This is a genomic window from Immundisolibacter sp., from assembly GCF_041625615.1.
Lineage (GTDB): Bacteria > Pseudomonadota > Gammaproteobacteria > Immundisolibacterales > Immundisolibacteraceae > Immundisolibacter.
In genome coordinates this window covers 1-16,712 of sequence record NZ_JBFJTF010000007.1, presented here as the reverse complement: position 1 = coordinate 16,712, position 16,712 = coordinate 1, and the positions used below count along the sequence as shown (strand labels likewise).

At 68.2% G+C, this 16,712-nt stretch carries 17 protein-coding genes and 2 tRNA genes; 16 read left to right on the top strand and 3 right to left on the bottom strand.

Annotation, left to right across the window (positions count from 1 at the left end; all coding sequences use genetic code 11):
* The first annotated feature begins 8 nt into the window (after nucleotides 1–8).
* From thiL to thpR, 3 genes are read left to right on the top strand one after another with little or no spacing between them, the layout of a single operon-like run.
* A complete protein-coding gene (thiL, locus tag ABYX71_RS01105; RefSeq protein ID WP_372694058.1) occupies nucleotides 9–959 on the top strand; it encodes a thiamine-phosphate kinase in 951 nt (316 codons plus the stop codon).
* Nucleotides 943–1,449 (top strand): phosphatidylglycerophosphatase A, encoded by a 507-nt coding sequence (locus ABYX71_RS01100; RefSeq protein ID WP_372694056.1) that lies wholly within the window; start codon nucleotides 943–945, stop codon nucleotides 1,447–1,449. The genes thiL and ABYX71_RS01100 overlap by 17 nt, the downstream gene beginning before the upstream one ends.
* On the top strand, nucleotides 1,449–1,967 hold the full coding sequence (gene thpR, locus ABYX71_RS01095) for an RNA 2',3'-cyclic phosphodiesterase (protein WP_372694054.1): 519 nt from the start codon (nucleotides 1,449–1,451) through the stop codon (nucleotides 1,965–1,967). Before ABYX71_RS01100 ends, thpR begins: the two co-directional genes overlap by 1 nt.
* Here the strand turns inward: thpR and ABYX71_RS01090 are convergent.
* Nucleotides 1,934–3,724, bottom strand: a complete 1,791-nt coding sequence (locus tag ABYX71_RS01090; RefSeq protein WP_372694052.1) for a sigma 54-interacting transcriptional regulator — start codon at nucleotides 3,722–3,724, stop codon at nucleotides 1,934–1,936. The two genes, thpR and ABYX71_RS01090, sit on opposite strands and share 34 nt — an antisense overlap.
* A gap of 677 nt (nucleotides 3,725–4,401) precedes the next feature.
* Between ABYX71_RS01090 and recA the strand changes: the two genes are divergently transcribed.
* The 8 genes from recA (at nucleotide 4,402) to ABYX71_RS01050 (ending at nucleotide 11,305) form a co-directional block, all read left to right on the top strand.
* The gene (gene recA / locus ABYX71_RS01085; RefSeq protein WP_372694050.1) at nucleotides 4,402–5,418 is read left to right on the top strand and encodes a recombinase RecA; all 1,017 of its coding nucleotides are present in this window, start codon (nucleotides 4,402–4,404) and stop codon (nucleotides 5,416–5,418) included.
* 13 nt (nucleotides 5,419–5,431) lie between these two features.
* Nucleotides 5,432–5,893: a regulatory protein RecX gene (locus ABYX71_RS01080; protein ID WP_372694048.1), complete on the top strand. Its 462-nt coding sequence runs from the start codon at nucleotides 5,432–5,434 to the stop codon at nucleotides 5,891–5,893.
* Nucleotides 5,890–8,505, top strand: coding sequence for an alanine--tRNA ligase (alaS, locus tag ABYX71_RS01075; RefSeq protein ID WP_372694046.1), 2,616 nt, complete (start codon nucleotides 5,890–5,892; stop codon nucleotides 8,503–8,505). The genes ABYX71_RS01080 and alaS overlap by 4 nt, the downstream gene beginning before the upstream one ends.
* Nucleotides 8,506–8,549: 44 nt before the next feature.
* Nucleotides 8,550–9,773 (top strand): aspartate kinase, encoded by a 1,224-nt coding sequence (locus ABYX71_RS01070; protein WP_372694044.1) that lies wholly within the window; start codon nucleotides 8,550–8,552, stop codon nucleotides 9,771–9,773.
* Between the two features lie 116 nt (nucleotides 9,774–9,889).
* Nucleotides 9,890–10,090 carry a carbon storage regulator CsrA gene (csrA, locus tag ABYX71_RS01065; RefSeq protein ID WP_372694042.1) on the top strand — a complete coding sequence of 67 codons (201 nt, stop codon included), beginning with the start codon at nucleotides 9,890–9,892 and terminating at the stop codon, nucleotides 10,088–10,090.
* A 47-nt stretch (nucleotides 10,091–10,137) separates the two neighbouring features.
* A tRNA-Ser gene (locus ABYX71_RS01060) sits at nucleotides 10,138–10,231 on the top strand.
* A 51-nt stretch (nucleotides 10,232–10,282) separates the two neighbouring features.
* A tRNA-Arg gene (locus tag ABYX71_RS01055) sits at nucleotides 10,283–10,359 on the top strand.
* A 145-nt stretch (nucleotides 10,360–10,504) separates the two neighbouring features.
* Nucleotides 10,505–11,305 (top strand): lipopolysaccharide kinase InaA family protein, encoded by an 801-nt coding sequence (locus ABYX71_RS01050; protein WP_372694040.1) that lies wholly within the window; start codon nucleotides 10,505–10,507, stop codon nucleotides 11,303–11,305.
* Between the two features lie 13 nt (nucleotides 11,306–11,318).
* Here the strand turns inward: ABYX71_RS01050 and ABYX71_RS01045 are convergent, their stop codons facing one another.
* On the bottom strand, nucleotides 11,319–12,236 hold the full coding sequence (locus ABYX71_RS01045; protein WP_372694038.1) for a folate-binding protein YgfZ: 918 nt from the start codon (nucleotides 12,234–12,236) through the stop codon (nucleotides 11,319–11,321).
* A gap of 99 nt (nucleotides 12,237–12,335) precedes the next feature.
* Here ABYX71_RS01045 and ABYX71_RS01040 point away from each other — a divergent pair, with 99 nt between their 5' ends.
* Together ABYX71_RS01040 and ABYX71_RS01035 are read left to right on the top strand one after the other, a co-directional pair.
* Entirely contained in the window at nucleotides 12,336–12,572 is a 237-nt protein-coding gene (locus ABYX71_RS01040) for a succinate dehydrogenase assembly factor 2 (protein ID WP_372694036.1), read from the top strand.
* Between the two features lie 52 nt (nucleotides 12,573–12,624).
* Nucleotides 12,625–12,963: a protein YgfX gene (locus ABYX71_RS01035; RefSeq protein WP_372694034.1), complete on the top strand. Its 339-nt coding sequence runs from the start codon at nucleotides 12,625–12,627 to the stop codon at nucleotides 12,961–12,963.
* Here the strand turns inward: ABYX71_RS01035 and nadB are convergent.
* Nucleotides 12,941–14,563 carry an L-aspartate oxidase gene (gene nadB / locus ABYX71_RS01030; protein ID WP_372694032.1) on the bottom strand — a complete coding sequence of 541 codons (1,623 nt, stop codon included), beginning with the start codon at nucleotides 14,561–14,563 and terminating at the stop codon, nucleotides 12,941–12,943. The two genes, ABYX71_RS01035 and nadB, sit on opposite strands and share 23 nt — an antisense overlap.
* Nucleotides 14,564–14,750: 187 nt before the next feature.
* On the opposite strand from nadB, the gene rpoE reads away from it, so the two are divergent.
* The 3 genes from rpoE to ABYX71_RS01015 form a co-directional block, all read left to right on the top strand.
* Entirely contained in the window at nucleotides 14,751–15,341 is a 591-nt protein-coding gene (gene rpoE, locus ABYX71_RS01025; RefSeq protein ID WP_372694030.1) for an RNA polymerase sigma factor RpoE, read from the top strand.
* A gap of 15 nt (nucleotides 15,342–15,356) precedes the next feature.
* On the top strand, nucleotides 15,357–15,887 hold the full coding sequence (locus ABYX71_RS01020) for a sigma-E factor negative regulatory protein (RefSeq protein WP_372694028.1): 531 nt from the start codon (nucleotides 15,357–15,359) through the stop codon (nucleotides 15,885–15,887).
* On the top strand, nucleotides 15,884–16,712 hold an 829-nt coding region (locus ABYX71_RS01015; protein WP_372694026.1), incomplete at its 3' end, for a MucB/RseB C-terminal domain-containing protein. The genes ABYX71_RS01020 and ABYX71_RS01015, both read left to right, overlap by 4 nt.

The following is a 16,712-nucleotide window of genomic DNA, read 5'->3' as shown; positions in this document are numbered from 1 at the left end:
CCGCTGCGATGCCCGGTGAATTCGAACTCATCGCCCGCCATTTCGCGCGCCTGACGCCGCCGCGGCCGGATGTGTCGCTGGCGGCGGGGGACGATGCCGCGCTGCTGCGCCCGGCGCCCGGCCATGAACTGGTGGCCGCCGTCGACACGCTGGTCGAAGGCGTGCACTTCTTCGCCGACTGTGCGCCGGCGGCGCTCGGCCACAAGGCGCTGGCCGTCAATCTGTCCGACCTCGCCGCCATGGGCGCGCAGCCGGCCTGGGCGCTGCTCGCGCTCACCGTGCCGCGCGTCGACGACACCTGGCTGGCGCAGTTCGCGCGGGGCTTTGCCGAGCTGGCGCAGGCCTTCGGTGTGGCGCTGGTCGGCGGCGATACCTGCCGTGGTCCGCTGGCGGTCAGTGTCACGGCACTGGGGCAGGTGCCGCAGGGACGGGCGCTGCGGCGGGCAGGCGCCCGGCCCGGGGATGCCGTTTACGTGTCCGGCCAGATCGGTGTCGCCGCACTGGCCGTGCAGGCCCGGCGCGGCATGCTGGCGTTGCCGGCGGCGCTGGCCGAGGAAGCCGGCCGGCGGCTCGATTATCCGCAGCCGCGGCTGGAGCTGGGGCAGGCGCTGCGTGATCTGGCGACGGCGGCCATCGACGTGTCGGATGGTCTGCTGGCCGATCTTGGCCATATCTGTGCGGCCAGCGGTGTCGGCGCGCGGCTGGAACTGCAGCGCCTGCCGCTGCTGGCCGGGGCCCTGGCGCTGGCCGGCCCGCAGGTGCTGCTCGGCGGCGGCGATGACTACGAACTGTGTTTTACCGTGTCGCCGGCGCAGGAGGCCGCGCTGATGCGGGCGGCCGCGGGTTGTGGCCCGCTGACCCGTATCGGCCGCATCGAGGCGGCGCCTGGGGTGCGGCTGGTGGATGGCGAGGGCTGTGCGGTGCCGTGCGAGGGGCTGGGACATGACCATTTCCGCTGAGCGGCCGTCGCGGCCGTCGCCGGCGCTGCTGCGACAGCCGGCCTGCGCGCTGGCGCTGGGGTTCGGTGCCGGCCTGGCGCCGCGCGCGCCCGGTACCGTGGGGTCGCTGCTCGGCGTGTTGTTGGCCCTGGCGCTGGTGCCGCTGCCGGTCACCGTGGCCGGCGCCGTCTTGCTCGGACTGAGCGGTGTCGGCGTGTGGTGTTGCGGCGTGGCCGGCCGCCGGCTGGGTGTGTCGGATCACCCGGCCATCGTCTGGGACGAGGTGGTCGGCATGGCGCTGACGCTGCTGGCCGTGCCGCCGGCCTGGCCGCATTACCTGGCGGGCTTCGTGCTGTTTCGCGCCTTCGACATCCTCAAGCCGTGGCCAGTGGGCGTGCTCGACCGGCGCGTCGGCGGTGGGCTGGGTGTGATGCTGGACGATCTGGCTGCCGGGTTGCTGGCCGGGCTCACGTTGCAGCTGCTGATGCTGGCGGCCGCCCGGCTCGGCTGATGCCGGCGGCGGCGCGGGTGTTCTTCGCGCTGCAGCCGCCTGCGGCGGCGCAGGCGGAACTCGGCCGGTTGGCGGGATGGTGCGAGCGGCGCTGTGGCGGACGGGCGGTGGCGCCTGAGAACCTGCACCTGACGCTGCTGTTTGCCGGCGAGCTGCCGCCGGACCAGGTGGCTTCCTTGCAACGGGCTGCGGCAAGCGTGCGCTGGGCGCCGTTTGAGGTGACGCTCGAACGCATCGAATATTGGGCCCGGCCGCGTCTGCTGTGCGCCGTGCCATCGCAGCCGCTGCCCGGTGCGATGGCGTTGGCCGAGGCGCTTCGGGCGGCGCTGCGCGGGACGCTGGCGTTGCCGGTTCGGCCGTTTGCTCCGCACGTCACGGTGCTGCGGCGCCCGCGGCGCCTGGCGGAGGTGGCCATGGCGCCGCTGAGCTGGCAGGCCACCGAATTCGCGCTGTTTTGTTCCGAGCGCGTCGGCGGCACGCGTCGCTACCGGTCGCTGTGGGCCTGGTCCTGCTCCTGAGCGGCGCTGCGTTTGTCCAGTCGATAGGCCAACTGGCGGCGGCTGATGCCAAGCTGGCGGGCGGCCTGGGCCAGGTTGCCGTCGGCTTGCTCCAGGGCCAGTTCGATCAGCGTCTGCTCCGCCGCTTCCAGCGCCGACGTGCCGGTGGATTGCAGCAACGGCGCCAGGCGCTCGCGCAGGGTCTCGTCAGGGTCCGGCATGCTGCCCTGGTGGCTCGCCAGCTGGCCATGGGCGTCGACGCCGAAGGTGGCGGGAAGCGCGCCCTGCGATGAGCTGAACAGGTGTGACAGGCTTATCGGCTCACCGTCGTCGGCCAGCAGCACGGCGCGTTCGATCATGTTTTCGAGTTCGCGGATGTTGCCCGGAAAATCGAAGCTCAGCAGGGCCTCGACCGCCTGCGGTGCGAATCCGCCGACTTTCTTGTGATGACGCTCGCTGAAACGGTGCAGGAAGTGACGCATCAGCAGCGGGATGTCATCGCGCCGTTCGCGCAGCGGCGGGATACGCACCGGAAACGTGGTGAGTCGGTAGTAGAGGTCTTCGCGGAAGGTGCCGTCCGTGACGGCTGTCTTGAGGTCGACGTTGGTGGCCGCCAGCAGGCGCACGTCCACCTTGCGTGTCTGGCTGTCGCCGACGCGTTCGATCTCCCCTTCCTGCAGGGCGCGCAGTAGCTTGGCTTGGGCGCTCAGCGTGAGCGTGCCGATTTCGTCCAGGAACAGCGTGCCGCCGCTGGCGCGTTCGAAGCGCCCCGGTCGTGAGTCGCTGGCGCCGGTGTAGGCGCCCTTGACCACGCCGAACAGCTCCGCCTCGATCAGGTTTTCCGGCAGTGCCGCACAGTTGACGGCGATGAACGGGTGCTCGGCGCGCGGCCCCATGCGGTGCAGCATGCGCGCGAACACTTCCTTGCCGACGCCGGTCTCGCCCAGGAACAGCACCGTCACGTCGGTAGGTGCTGCCTTGCCGAGCAGGTGCACGGCGGCACCGAACCCGGCGGAGATGCCGACCACGTCCACGGCCGGGCCAGTGGGCGCGGCGGGGGCGTCGGTGTCGGCCGACTCGCTGGGTTTGCCGAAACGGTTTACGAACTCCTGGGGACGGAAATAGGCCGCCTTGCGGATGCGCCGGTCCCACTCCTCGACCGGCCTGCCGACCAGTTTGCAGTGGGCGTGGCCCATGGCGCGGCACTCGACCTCGTCGACGATGATCGGTCGCCCGGCGAACGCGCTGCTGTAGCCGGAGCCGTAACCGATGGCGGTCCAGCACACCGCCTCGGCGCTGACGCCCAGTGTCTTCAGGTGTGCGTCGGCCTCTACCGAATCGCGAAGCAGGAATTCGCCGTAGAAGCCGTCGGTGGCTGGGTCGAAGCGCAGCTCGACGACTTCCAGCCAGCCGAAGCCGCTGAGTGCGTGGACCTGGGGGCCGACCGCGAAGGCGTCGAACATGTTGCCTTCCGGGCGCACCCGGCGTGCCAGGTCCGCGTCGCGCGTGCCTTCGGCATAGCCGACCCGCTTGAGCACGGCGCGCGCCCGTGTGAAGCCGATGGACTCCAGCAGTTCGCGGCGCAGGCTTCCGAAGGCGGAGCCGCGCATCAGGATCGATCGCTGGTCGTCCAGCCAGATGCGTCCCTCGGACGGAGCAAAGCGCAAGCGGCCGACCAGATCCTCGACGTCGGGAAAGCCACGGGTGTCGCCCTGCCACAGGTAGGTCAGGTTGGCCGATGACGCCGAGGGGGCCGGGCGGATCTCTGGTGCGTCCATGGCTTTACAAAATTGTTCAGACGGGGTTCTGGATTCTATCTCTGTTTACATTTTGGTCCAGGAACTCGGCAGAAACCTTCGCGATGCGGTGCCTCACAGATGCGTTTGTTTGGGAAAAACCGCGGAATAGAGCCATATCCCTTCGGCTGGCATGCTGACTGCTATCAGGTAATCGCCTGAATGCATTCGGGCTGCAGGCGGAGGCCATGCAGTACTGCGAGCCGACAGGACGTGCCTCGGCGGGCATGTTCTGTGGGGTTGCAGCGGCCGCCAAGGATGGCGGCTTTTCCATTGCATTCATCGGTGACGTGGTTCCTGCTCGGCCGCCTGGCTTCCCCCTTGCCCGGGTCGGTCACTGGCAAGAACCGCTGCGACCTGATGGCGTTGTCGGGTCTGCGGCTTGGCCGCAGACCCGATTTTTTCCTGCCAGCGCCGATTCCCGGTTCCTGCCCGCGCTACGGAGGGCTCCGGTCGCCACGGAGGGTGACCGGGCAGGGCCATTCTCGACACGCGCTTCCCGACGAAGTGGCTGTTCGCTGCCGGCCAGCCGGCCGGTGGCGCGGTGTGTCGCCTGCAGGGTGGGTCGCGCAGGCCGGCGTCGGGGTAGGTCGGCTGACGCGTGCTATGGAATAATGCCTGTTTGCTCTTGGCATCAAACCGGTGGGCACGGGGACGGCATGGACGACAACAAGCAGAAGGCGCTCACAGCAGCGCTGGGTCAGATCGAGCGCCAGTTCGGCAAGGGCGCGGTCATGCGGCTTGGCGACGCCGGCGCGATTCGCGACGTCGAGGCCATCTCCACCGGGTCCTTGAACCTGGATGTGGCGCTGGGCGTGGGTGGATTGCCGCGCGGGCGCATCATCGAAATTTACGGGCCGGAGTCGTCCGGCAAGACCACCATCGCCCTGCAGAGCATCGCCCAGGTGCAGCGCGTGGGCGGCACGGCCGCATTCGTCGACGCCGAGCATGCGCTCGATCCTTCGTACGCCGAGAAGCTCGGTATCAACATCGCCGACTTGCTGGTGTCGCAGCCGGACACCGGCGAGCAGGCGCTGGAAATCGTCGACATGCTGGTGCGTTCGGGTGCCGTGGACCTGGTGGTGGTCGATTCGGTGGCGGCGCTGACGCCGCGCGCCGAGATCGAGGGCGAGATGGGTGACTCGCACGTCGGCCTGCAGGCGCGCCTGATGTCGCAGGCACTGCGCAAGCTCACCGCCAGCATCAGCCGTTCGCACACCACCGTGGTCTTCATCAACCAGATTCGCATGAAGATCGGCGTCATGTTCGGCAGCCCGGAGACCACTACCGGTGGTAACGCATTGAAGTTCTATGCGTCGGTGCGGCTTGATATCCGGCGGATCGGGGCGATCAAGAAGGGCGAGGAAGTGGTCGGCAACGAGACCCGCGTCAAGGTGGTCAAGAACAAGGTGGCGCCGCCGTTCAAGACCGCAGAATTCGACATTCTCTATGGCATGGGTGTGTCGCGCGAGGGCGAGATTCTGGATCTCGGCGTCAACCTGGGCCTGGTCGAGAAGTCCGGCGCCTGGTACTCCTACAACGGCGAACGGATCGGCCAGGGGCGCGACAACACGCGTGAGTTTTTGCGCGCCAATCCGGAATTGGCCGAGGGGATCGAGGCGCAGGTCAGGGCGCGTCTGTTGCCGGCGCGTCGACAGGCCGAGGCGCCTGCCTGAGGCGCCGGCGCGTGTGGATGACCCGGTTGCAGCGGCTTACGCGCAGGCGCTGAAGCTACTGGCCCGGCGCGAGCACGGTCGGGCCGAGTTGGCACGCAAGCTCGCCCAGCGCGGGTGGGACCGGGATCACGTCGATCCGGCATTGCAGCGGCTGAGCGACGCCGGCTACCTGTCCGACGCGCGCTACGCGCAGGCCCGGGTGGCGGAGTTGCAGCGCCGTCGCTACGGGCCGCTGCGGGCTCAGGCGGAATTGCGCTCACGCGGCGTGGATGACCAGGCCATCGCCGAGGCAGTGCAGGTGGACGACGACGCTTGGTACCGGGCCTGCCGGGCTGCCAGGGCGCACGTCTCCGGTAACCGGTCACCGACGACGGTGGCCGAGCGTAGCCGTTTGCAGCGCCAACTGCAGACGCGAGGCTTCACCGGCGCGCAGATTCGCGCGGCTCTTGGCAAGCACAACAGCGACGACGCATGAAAAGCACCGAAATCCGCCGCAGTTTTCTCGACTTCTTCGCCAGTCAGGGCCACCAGGAAGTTCCGTCCAGTCCATTGGTACCGCACGGCGATCCGACGCTGCTGTTCACCAACGCCGGCATGGTGCAGTTCAAGGACGTGTTCCTGGGGCTCGAGCAGCGCCCGTATCGGCGTGCGGCCTCCGCGCAGCGTTGCGTGCGCGCCGGCGGCAAGCACAACGACCTGGACAACGTCGGCTACACGGCACGGCATCACACGTTTTTCGAGATGCTGGGCAATTTCAGCTTCGGGGACTATTTCAAGCGCGATGCCATTCGCTTCGCCTGGAGTTTCCTGACGGAGGTGCTGCAGCTGCCGGCCGAGCGCCTGTGGATCACCGTTTATCCGGACGATCACGAGGCAGCCGACATCTGGCTGAACGACGTCGGTGTGCCGGAAAGCCGCTTTCGCCGCATCCCCGGTGATGACAATTTCTGGTCCATGGGCGACGTCGGCCCGTGTGGACCATGCACCGAGATCTTCTACGACCACGGCCCGAGTGTGGCCGGCGGGCCGCCGGGTTCGCCGGACGCCGACGGCGACCGCTACATCGAGATCTGGAATCTGGTGTTCATGCAGTACGAGCGCCTTGGCGACGGCACCCTGAAGCCGCTGCCGCGCCCGTCGGTGGACACCGGCATGGGCCTCGAGCGCCTGGCCGCGGTGCTGCAGGGGGTGCACGACAACTACGACACCGACATCTTCCGCAGCCTGATCGAAGCGGCGGCGGCGGTGATCGGCAGCAGCGATCTCGCCTCGCGTTCGCTGCGCGTGATCGCCGACCACATTCGTTCCAGTGCGTTCCTGATCGCCGATGGCGTGCTGCCGAGCAACGAGGGGCGCGGCTATGTGTTGCGGCGCATCATCCGTCGCGCGGCTCGTCACGGTGCGCGGCTGGGTGCTCAGGAGCCGTTCTTCCATCGGCTGGTGACGCCGCTGGTGCGTGCGATGGGCGACGCTTACCCCGAATTGGCGGCGGCCCAGCCGGCGGTCGAGGCGGCGTTGCGTGAGGAAGAAGAGCGCTTCGCGCAGACCCTGTCGCACGGGTTGGCGATCCTCGAACGCGACATGGAGCGCCTGGGCGGCCAGCGCATTCCGGGCGAGACAATTTTCAAGCTCTACGACACGTATGGCTTTCCGGTCGATCTGACTGCCGACATCGCACGTGAGCGCGGTTTCACGCTCGACCTCGACGGCTTCGAGCAGGCCATGGCGCAGCAGCGCGAACGGGCGCGCGCCGCCAGCCAGTTTCGTGTCGACGAGGACTTTCGTCTGGCCGAGGTGCTGGACGCCGAGACCCTGGCCGGGCACCGCTTCACCGGCTATGCGTGTGACCAGGACCGCGCGCGGGTGGTTGCGCTGTTACAGGATGGTGAGCCGGTGGCCCGCGTCGAGGCCGGCCGGCCGGCCGTGGTGGTGCTCGACCACACGCCGTTTTACGCCGAATCCGGCGGCCAGGTTGGTGACACGGGTGTGATCGAGGGGCCGGCAGGAACGTTCGCGGTTGCCGATACCCGCAAGGAAGGTGTGGTTCACGTGCACAGCGGAGTGCTGGAGCACGGCGCGCTGGCCGTGGGCGACGAGGTAACGGCGCGTGTCGATGTGGCGCGGCGCACGCGCATCCGTGCCAATCATTCGGCGACCCACCTCCTGCATGCGGCGCTGCGTCACGTGCTGGGGCCGCATGTCACGCAGAAGGGTTCGCTGGTGGATGCCGAGCGGCTGCGGTTCGATTTTTCCCATGGCAAGCCGCTTTCTGCCGACGACCTGGCGGTCATCGAAGGTCTGGTCAACGAACAGATTCGCGCCAACAGCGAGGCGCAGGTGCAGGAAATGGCGTTGGCCGAGGCGCAGGCCGCCGGAGCGATGGCGTTGTTCGGCGAAAAATACGGCGAGCAGGTGCGTGTGCTGCGCTTGGGCGATTTTTCCGTCGAGTTGTGCGGCGGCACGCACGTCTCACGCGCCGGAGACATCGGGTTGTTCAAGATCGTGTCCGAGTCGGCGGTGGCAGCCGGCGTGCGGCGGATCGAGGCAGTCGCCGGTGAGGGCGCGGTCGCCTGGTTGCGTCAGGCGGACGAGCGGCTGCGGCGCATCGCGGCGGCGCTGCAGGCGGGTGAGGCGGACGTGCTGGACAAGCTCGAGCAGGTGCTGGCGCGGCAACGCGAACAGGACAAGGAGCTCGAGCGCTTGCGTGACAAGCTGGCCAAGCAGGCCGGCGACGGCCTGCTCGACCAGGCGGTGGAGGTGGCCGGCGCGAAGGTGTTGGCGGCACGCCTGGACGTGACCGATGCCAAGGCATTGCGCGAGCAGGCCGACCGCCTGCGCGACAAGCTGGGCAGCTCGGTGCTGGTCCTGGCCGGCGTCGACGGCGACAAGGTCAGCTTGGTGGCCGCGGTCAGCGGCGACTTGGTCGGGCGTGTCAAGGCCGGCGAACTGGTGAATGCCGTGGCCGGGCAGGTGGGCGGCAAGGGCGGTGGCCGTCCGGACATGGCCATGGCCGGCGGCAACCAGCCGCAGGCGTTGTCCACCGCGCTCGACAGCGTCGCTGGCTGGGTGCGCGAGCGCCTGGGCTGATCTTCGATCGATTCAACCCTCTATACCTTGGAGCAAGACAGGCAATGGCCCTGATCGTGCAGAAGTACGGCGGGACGTCCATGGGCAGTCCCGAGCGCATCGCCGCCGTGGCCGAGCGTGTCGCCCGCGGTTGCGCCGCCGGGCATCAACTGGTGGTGGTGGTGTCGGCCATGTCGGGCGAGACCGACAGGTTGATCAAACTGGCGAGGTCGGTGAGCACACGGCCGCCGGCGCGTGAGATGGACGTGCTGCTGGCCACCGGCGAGCAAGCGTCGATTGCCTTGCTCGCCATGGCGCTGGGCGAGCGCGGCCTGGCGGCCCGTTCGTTCACCGGGTCACAGGTGCACATCCTGACAGACAGCGCGCACAGCAAGGCGCGCATCCTGGACATTGACGACCAGCGTCTGCGTGCGAGTCTGGCCGCCGGCGAGGTGGTGGTGGTGGCCGGTTTCCAGGGAGTGGACCAGGACGGCAACATCACCACGCTGGGGCGTGGCGGCTCGGACACGACGGCGGTGGCGCTGGCGGCGGCGCTGAAGGCCGACGAGTGCCAGATCTATACCGATGTCGACGGGGTCTACACCACCGACCCGCGCGTCGAGCCACGGGCGCGCCGGCTCGATCGCATCACCTTCGAGGAGATGCTCGAAATGGCTTCCCTGGGGGCCAAGGTGCTGCAGATCCGTTCGGTGGAGTTTGCCGGCAAGTACAAGGTTCCGCTGCGGGTGCTGTCGAGTTTCGAGGATGGCCCGGGGACCCTGATCACTCTAGAGGAACACGGCGTGGAAGAACCGCTGATTTCGGGCATCGCCTTCAATCGCGATGAGGCGCAGATCACCGTGACCGGCATTCCGGACCGGCCGGGTGTGGCGTCGGCCATTTTCGGGCCGATCGCACGTCGCAACATCGAGGTCGATGTCATCGTCCAGAGCATCGGTCAGGACGGCCTGACCAGCATGAGCTTCACCGTGCACCGCAACGACTACCCGGCCGCCATGGAGTTGTTGGCGCAGGTGGCCGACGAACTGGGTGCGCGGGCCGTCGGCGGCGACGACAAGATCGCCAAGATCTCGCTGGTCGGTGTGGGCATGCGCTCGCATGCCGGCGTGGCCGCTGCCATGTTCGAGGCACTTTCGGCCGAGGGCATCAACATCCGCATGATCTCGACCTCGGAAATCAAGATCTCGGTCATCGTTGACGAGAAATACGTCGAGTTGGCGGTGCGTTCGCTGCACGAGGCGTTTGGTTTGGCCCAGGCCGGAGTTTGAAAAAACGTTCGTTTGTGTTGCAATGCCGTGCGCGGCGGCCGGCGGTGCCTGGGAGGGGCCGTTGGAAGTTTCAATTGGATGATTCGTTACCCGTCGCCACAGCAAGGGGGTTGGACATGCTCATACTGACGCGCCGGGCCGGCGAAACTTTAATGATCGGCGACGGCATAGAAATCACGGTGCTTGGGACCAAGGGCAGTCAGGTGCGGCTTGGCGTCAAGGCGCCGCGGGACGTACCAGTACATCGCGCGGAGATTTACGAGCGCATTCGTCTGGAGAGCGCGAAAACGCAGACACCGGCGGCCGCGGAAGGCTGAACGCTTTGCGCAGGGAAGGCGAAGCAGGTATCCTGCGCACCCTTCACGGAGAGATGGCCGAGCCGGTCGAAGGCGCTCCCCTGCTAAGGGAGTATGGGGTCAAAAGCTCCATCGAGGGTTCGAATCCCTCTCTCTCCGCCACATTTTCCCGGTTGACAGAACTGGCGCCAAGTACCGATAATTTCACGCTTCGCGCCCGTAGCTCAGTTGGATAGAGTACCTGGCTACGAACCAGGCGGTCGGAGGTTCGAATCCTTCCGGGCGCGCCATTGGATGAGTCGAGAAAAAACCCGTTCGGTTTGCCCGGACGGGTTTTTTTTTGTTCGTGCGTCGGCCGGCTGACGGCAGGGATGGCGCGCTACGGTGGCGCCGTGCGGTAGCGGTCGGGCCTGTTTCTTTACGTGGTGTGTGTCTATGGCGACGGGTTTCGCGTGTCATGTGCCGGAGCCGTGGGGGCAGATCCTGCGGCAGGCCGGTTTGGACAGTTTCGAGGCGTGGTGGGCGCTGTCGCTCGACGCGGTCGAGCCCGGTAATCAGCGGCGTGAGGGCTGGAGCGCGGTCAGTCACTACCGCCTGCCGGAGGCGGCCGGCGGCGGGAGCGTGTTCATCAAGCGCCAGCGGGGCTATGTGTTCCGGTCGCTACGTTACCCGTGGCGCGGGCGACTGACGTGTGAGCGCGAGTACCGCGTCCTGTTGCGCTGTGCAGAGATCGGCGTGGCGGCGGCCGAGCCACTGCTGTTTGCTCAGAGGGGGTTGAACGGCGACCCCTGCGGTGTATTGGTGACCCGCGCGCTGGAAGGCTACAGCGCCCTCGAGGACTGTGTGTCGCGCTGGCAGCGGGACGGCTGGCCGCCGTTGCCGACGCGCCGGCGTCTGCTGCGGGTGATTGCCGCTGCAGTGCGCCGGCTGCACGATGCGCGCCTGCAGCACAATTGTCTGTACCCGAAACACATCATGGTCAATGAAGCCTGGCTGGCCGGCGACGACAGCGTGGCTGCGGCGCCGGTGGCGCTCATCGATCTGGAGAAGGCCAAGCAGCGGCTGTGGCGGCGGCACTGTGCGCGGCGCGACCTGGACAGTCTGAACCGGCGCAGCATCGGCTGGTCGCGTGCCGACCGGCGGCGCTTTCTGGGGTACTACCTTGGGCGGCGTGGCCGCCTGCAAGGGGGCGGTCGTCGGCTGTGGCGAACGCTGGCGCACTCGGTGCGCGCCTGACGCGCGGCGCGCGTCAGGCCTCGGCGCTATCGGGCGCTTCCAGTGGATACGGCAGGTCAAGCCTTTCCAGGCGCGCGCCGTCGGGGAGCAGCAGGGGCGAGTCGATGGCGGCGACCTGCAGTGCCGCGAGCAGCCGTGTGGCGTCGGTGCCGGTGGCCTGGGCGTCGACTACCGTGCCGACCTCACGCTGCCTTTCGTCCTGTACCGCGGTGCCGGGCGGTGGCGGTGGCGCCGTGGTCTGCATGCGGTACATCCGCCGCGACGGCTTGCCGAGGTAATGCATGCGCGCGACGATTTCCTGGCCCGGGTAGCAGCCCTTGCGAAAGCTGACGCCGTCGACGCGTTCGAGGTTGACATGCTGCGGTACGAACGTCTCGGCGGTGGCGGCGTGGACGGAGGGCTGGCCGGCATCGATCTCCAGCAGGCGCCAGTAGCCGGTGTCGGCCGGGCGGGCAACCTCCGTGAGCGCCGTCCAGGTGGCCGGTGCCACGGCATCCGTCAGGCATAGCAGGTAGCGTGGCACGGTGCCCGGAAGGCACAGCACCGAGGTGTCGTCGTGGGTGGCGACGCTGCCGTCCTGGTCCGGAGCGGGCAGGCCGGCACGACCCAGCGCCGTGGCGGCCGCGTCCCCGCTCACGCCGAACAGCGTGAGATCCTGCCGCAGCGTCAGCGTGACCTTGCTGCGCAGCACGAACATGCGCAGGCGTTTGAGCAGCGTCTCGGCGCTGTCGGCCGGCAGACACAGCAGCCAGGCGTCGCCGTGGCGCCACAGGCGGGAGATGGTGAAAAGCCGACCCTTGGCGTTGCAATAGCCGGCGAGCAGGCTGCGTTGCGGGGGCAGGCCCTGCACGTCGTTGCTGAGCTGGCTGTGCAGGAAGGCGGTCGCGTCCGCGCCACTTGCCTGCACCACCGCCAGGTGGGTCAGCGGCATCGCGGTGCAGGCAGCGGGCGCTGGCGCCGACCGGGCGGATTCGGGTAGAACGGGCGTCCAGGCCATGTCTGCGCCTCCTTCAGTTCGGACCTCAACTCGATGCTCAGTGATTCTACGTTGCGCTGGCGGTGTCGCCGCGGCAAGAAGGAACTCGACGTACTGCTCGCCCGTTTTCTGGAGCGGCATCTGGCCGGGCTTGATGCGGCGCAGCGCGCGGCCTTCGAGCGGCTGCTGGCATTGGAGGACGAAGACCTGCTCGACCGTGTGCTCGGTCGGGTGGGGCCCGACGATCCGGCGACGGCTGCGGTGCTTGATCGCCTGAACGGTGCAGCATGACCTTGCGCCGCGGCGCTCGCCGCGGCTGACTGCCTTCAGTGCGGTCGTGCATGTGGGCGCACTGACCGTGGCGCTGGGGGCGCTGCCGCTGTCGGCCTGGCCGCTGCCGGTGGTCGTCCTGGTGTCGGCGTTCGGTTGGACGCAGGCGCCGAAGGCGGCCGATGTGGTGCGTCTGCGCGGCCGGGTCGATGACGCCTGGACCTTGCTGCGCCGCGACGGTGGCGTCGAAGAGGGCTGGCGGCTGGTGCCGGACGCCTGCTTCTGTCGGCCATGGTTGGTGATCGTGGCCCTGCGGCGCGGGCGCCGTCGCCGTTACGTGCCGCTGGCGGCCGATGCGGTTGCGCCCGAGGCGTTGCGCCGTCTGCGTGTCAGTCTGTTGAGCGGGGGTTGAGAACGGTCGGCCGGGGGTTCTGCTGCGGGTCCAGTTGCGGGCAGTTCAGGCTGTAGTGCAGGCCACGGCTCTCGCGCCGTTGCTGGGCCGAGCGCACGATCAGTTCGGCCACCTGCACCAGGTTGCGCAGCTCGATGAGGTCGTGGCTGACGCGGAAGTTGGCGTAGTAGTCCTGGATCTCGCGCGCCAGCAACTGGACACGGTTCAGTGCTCGCGCCAGGCGCTTGTCGGTGCGCACGATGCCGACGTAGTCCCACATGGCGCGGCGCAGTTCCTGCCAGTTGTGGGTGACCACCACCTCTTCGTCGGAATCGGTGACCTGGCTCTCGTCCCAGGGCGGGATGTCGGGTGTTGCCGGGTCCGTCAGCGCCGGACGGGCCAGGATGTCCGCCGCCGCCGATTCGGCGAACACCAGGCATTCGAGCAGCGAGTTGCTGGCCAGGCGGTTGGCGCCGTGCAGGCCGGTGTACGCGGCCTCGCCGACCGCGTACAGGCCCGGCAGGTCGGTGCGGCCGTTCAGGTCGGTCAGCACGCCCCCGCACAGGTAGTGCGCCGCCGGCACCACCGGGATCGGCTCGCGGGTGATGTCGATGCCCAGTTCCAGGCAGCGCGCGGCGATGGTGGGGAAGTGCTCGCGGATGAAGTCGGCCGGCTGGTGGCTGATGTCCAGGTACACGCAGTCCAGACCCAGGCGCTTCATCTCGCTGTCGATGGCGCGCGCCACCACGTCGCGCGGCGCCAGTTCCAGGCGCGGGTCGTAACGGTGCATGAAGCGCTCGCCGCCGGGCAGGCACAGGCGGCCGCCCTCGCCGCGCAGCGCTTCGGAGATGAGGAAGTTCTTGGCCTGCGGATGGAACAGGCAGGTCGGGTGGAACTGGATGAACTCCATGTTGGCGACGCGGCAGCCGGCCCGCCAGGCCATGGCGATACCGTCGCCGGTGGCCACGTCCGGGTTGCTGGTGTACAGGTACACCTTGCCGACGCCGCCGGTGGCCAGCACCACGGCCTGGGCGTGGAAGGCCTGCACCCGCCCGGTATGCAGGTTCAGGACATAGGCGCCCAGGCAGCGGTTGGCGTCGCTGGCCATCCCCAGGCGCGCGCCGGTGATCAGGTCGATGGCGACGTGGTAATCGTGCAGCGTGATGTTCGGGTGCGCGCGGACCTTGTCTTCCAGCGTGGTGGTGATGGCGCGGCCGGTGGAGTCGGCGGCGTGGATGATGCGTCGTTGGCCGTGGCCGCCTTCGCGCGTGAGGTGGTAGTCGTCGAACGGGCCGTTGCCGCCGGGTTCGGTCAGCCGCGTAAACGCGACGCCCTGGTCGATCAGCCAGGCGATCGCGTCGCGGCTGCGTTCGACGGTGAAGCGCACCGCTGCCGGGTCGCACAGCCCGGCGCCGGCCACCAGCGTGTCGTCGACATGGGCGTCAATCGAGTCCTGGTCGCCCAGCACGGCCGCCACCCCACCCTGGGCATACAGACTGGAGCCCTCGGTCAGCGGCCCCTTGGCCAGCATGGTGACGGGTACCTGGTCCGCCAGGCGCAATGCCAGGCTGAGGCCGGCCGCGCCGCCACCGATGATGAGCACCTGTTGACTGGTTGACATGGGGCTGGACGCAGGGTTGAGTGGCGGACTGATAAAATGGCGCGAACTGTAACAAATGCGCAATCCGCGCCGCAGCGGCCGACGACAGGGAGGCACCAATGTCCAGCTTCGGCGGCCGCGCCGCGCATTACCCTGCCCTTCATGATGGCCGCCGCCGTGTGCCGGCGGTCAGGTCTGTTGTGCCGACATGACGACCCACAATTCGACCGATCAGGCCGATGCCGACTTGGTGTTGGTGCGCCGTGTGCAGCGGGGTGACAAGCGTGCCTTCGATCTGCTGGTCGGCAAGTACCAGCTGCGGGTAGCCAAGCTGGTTGGGCGCATGGTGTCCGACCGCTCGGAAGTGCAGGACGTGGTGCAGGAGGCGTTCATCAAGGCGTATCGGGCACTGCCGAACTTCCGTGGTGACAGCGCCTTCTATACCTGGCTGTACCGCATTGCGGTGAATGCGGCCAAGAACCATTTGGTGGCAAGATCGCGCCGCCCACCCACCGATGACATCGACATCACCGACGGTGACGTGGAGGAGGCGGGCGTGCATGTCGCGGATTTGGGGACGCCGGAGTCGTTCGCCGCCCGTGATCAGTTGCAGGCGGCGGTGGCGCGGGCGTTGGCGGAATTGCCGGAAGATCTGCGCACTGCGTTAACTTTGTGTGAAATGGAAGGTCTTAGCTACGACGACATCGCCCGCGTGCTCGATTGTCCGATCGGCACGGTGCGTTCGCGCATCTTTCGGGCCCGCCGCGCGATGGACGCCAAACTCAAACCGTTCCTGTAACCGGTGGAGAGCTGAATGACGGAGCCACAACACCAAGCCTTGTCCGCGTTGCTGGATGGCGAACTGGATGCCGAGCAGGCCGATGCCCTGCTGGAAGTGGTGGCGCGTGACGAGACTCTGGCTGCCGCGTGGCACCGGATGCACCGAATGCGCGACCTGCTGCGCGGCGATGTCGAGCCTGGTTTGGACATACGAGAGGGGGTTCGGGGTGCGTTGGCCGACGAACCGACCTACTTCCTGCCGGCGGTGGCGCCGGCGCCGCGCTTGACCCGTTGGTCTCGCTACGCGGTAGGCGGCGCACTGGCTGCCTCGGTGGCACTGGTCACAGTGGTTGGGCTTCGGCAGTGGCAAGCGGCGGACAACGGTCCGGAGCTTGCCAGTGCGGATGCCAGGTCGACCGCGGCGGTGGCGTATAGCGAAACTCCCGAACGCGCGGTTGACCGCCTGCACGGCTATTGGTCGGTACATGCCGACAACGCGCTGTTGGCCGGCCAGGACGCGTTTGCCGGTCCGGTACGCAGCGTCAGCGCCGACGCCGCGCAATGAAACGTGCCCTGGTGCTGCTGGCACTGGCACTGGGCATTTCCCCGGCCGGTGCGGCGGACACGCCGGCTGTTCTGCAGCGCATGCTCGAGGCCGCGCGTACGCTCAATTATCGCGGCCATGTGGTGCAGATCGAGGGTCAGCGCACCCAGACCCTGGAATTGCTGCACCGCGCTGGCCATGAGGCCGGCGAGGATCGGGTGCGCAGCCTGCAGGGCGCGTATTGGGAGCTCGAACGCAGCGGCAGTCGCTGCCGTGTGGCGCTCGGCGACGCGCGTCCGACGCGTGACGAAGCCCTGGTGGCGGCGGCCTTTCCCAGTCTGTTGCCGCGCCGTCTGGAGCGACTGGCTGCCTATTACGAGTTCACGTTGGTCGGCAGCGGCCGCCTGGCGGGGCGGCCGGCCGATTTCACCGTAGCGCGGCCGCGGGACGAGTTCCGGTTCGGCTACCTGCTGGGGACGGATTCCGATACCGGGTTGCTGCTCAAGGCCAGTCTCATGGACGGCCAGGGCCGGGTATTGCGTCAGGCGTTTTTCGTCGACGTGGAGATTCTGCCGTTGCTGCCGGACTCGGTCTGGGAGCAGGCCTTCGAGCCGGCGCCGGTGGACCGGCAGTGGACCGAGCACACCCTGCAGGCGGCCCCGCTGGCCAGTGGCGACTTGCCGTGGCAGATCGGTACGCTGCCGGCCGGATTCCGGGTGGATGGCTATCAGCGTCGCCGCATGCCGGGAAGCGGGCAGGAGGTCGAGCAGCTGACTGTGTCCGATGGCCTGGCCACGGTGTCGGTATTCATCGATGCCACCGCACCGGGCGAGAAGGCCCTGCTCG

Excerpts from the sequence above, each read along its gene's own strand:
- ABYX71_RS01100 (WP_372694056.1), top strand. The coding sequence starts at position 943 with ATGACCATTTCCGCTGAGCGGCCGTCGCGGCCGTCGCCGGCGCTGCTG.
- rpoE (WP_372694030.1), top strand. The coding sequence starts at position 14,751 with ATGACGACCCACAATTCGACCGATCAGGCCGATGCCGACTTGGTGTTG.
- ABYX71_RS01040 (WP_372694036.1), top strand. The coding sequence starts at position 12,336 with ATGCTCAGTGATTCTACGTTGCGCTGGCGGTGTCGCCGCGGCAAGAAG.
- thpR (WP_372694054.1), top strand. The coding sequence starts at position 1,449 with ATGCCGGCGGCGGCGCGGGTGTTCTTCGCGCTGCAGCCGCCTGCGGCG.
- ABYX71_RS01045 (WP_372694038.1), bottom strand. The coding sequence starts at position 12,236 with ATGCCGCTGACCCACCTGGCGGTGGTGCAGGCAAGTGGCGCGGACGCG.
- nadB (WP_372694032.1), bottom strand. The coding sequence starts at position 14,563 with ATGTCAACCAGTCAACAGGTGCTCATCATCGGTGGCGGCGCGGCCGGC.
- ABYX71_RS01050 (WP_372694040.1), top strand. The coding sequence starts at position 10,505 with ATGGCGACGGGTTTCGCGTGTCATGTGCCGGAGCCGTGGGGGCAGATC.
- recA (WP_372694050.1), top strand. The coding sequence starts at position 4,402 with ATGGACGACAACAAGCAGAAGGCGCTCACAGCAGCGCTGGGTCAGATC.
- ABYX71_RS01070 (WP_372694044.1), top strand. The coding sequence starts at position 8,550 with ATGGCCCTGATCGTGCAGAAGTACGGCGGGACGTCCATGGGCAGTCCC.
- ABYX71_RS01090 (WP_372694052.1), bottom strand. The coding sequence starts at position 3,724 with ATGGACGCACCAGAGATCCGCCCGGCCCCCTCGGCGTCATCGGCCAAC.
- thiL (WP_372694058.1), top strand. The coding sequence starts at position 9 with ATGCCCGGTGAATTCGAACTCATCGCCCGCCATTTCGCGCGCCTGACG.
- ABYX71_RS01020 (WP_372694028.1), top strand. The coding sequence starts at position 15,357 with ATGACGGAGCCACAACACCAAGCCTTGTCCGCGTTGCTGGATGGCGAA.
- alaS (WP_372694046.1), top strand. The coding sequence starts at position 5,890 with ATGAAAAGCACCGAAATCCGCCGCAGTTTTCTCGACTTCTTCGCCAGT.
- csrA (WP_372694042.1), top strand. The coding sequence starts at position 9,890 with ATGCTCATACTGACGCGCCGGGCCGGCGAAACTTTAATGATCGGCGAC.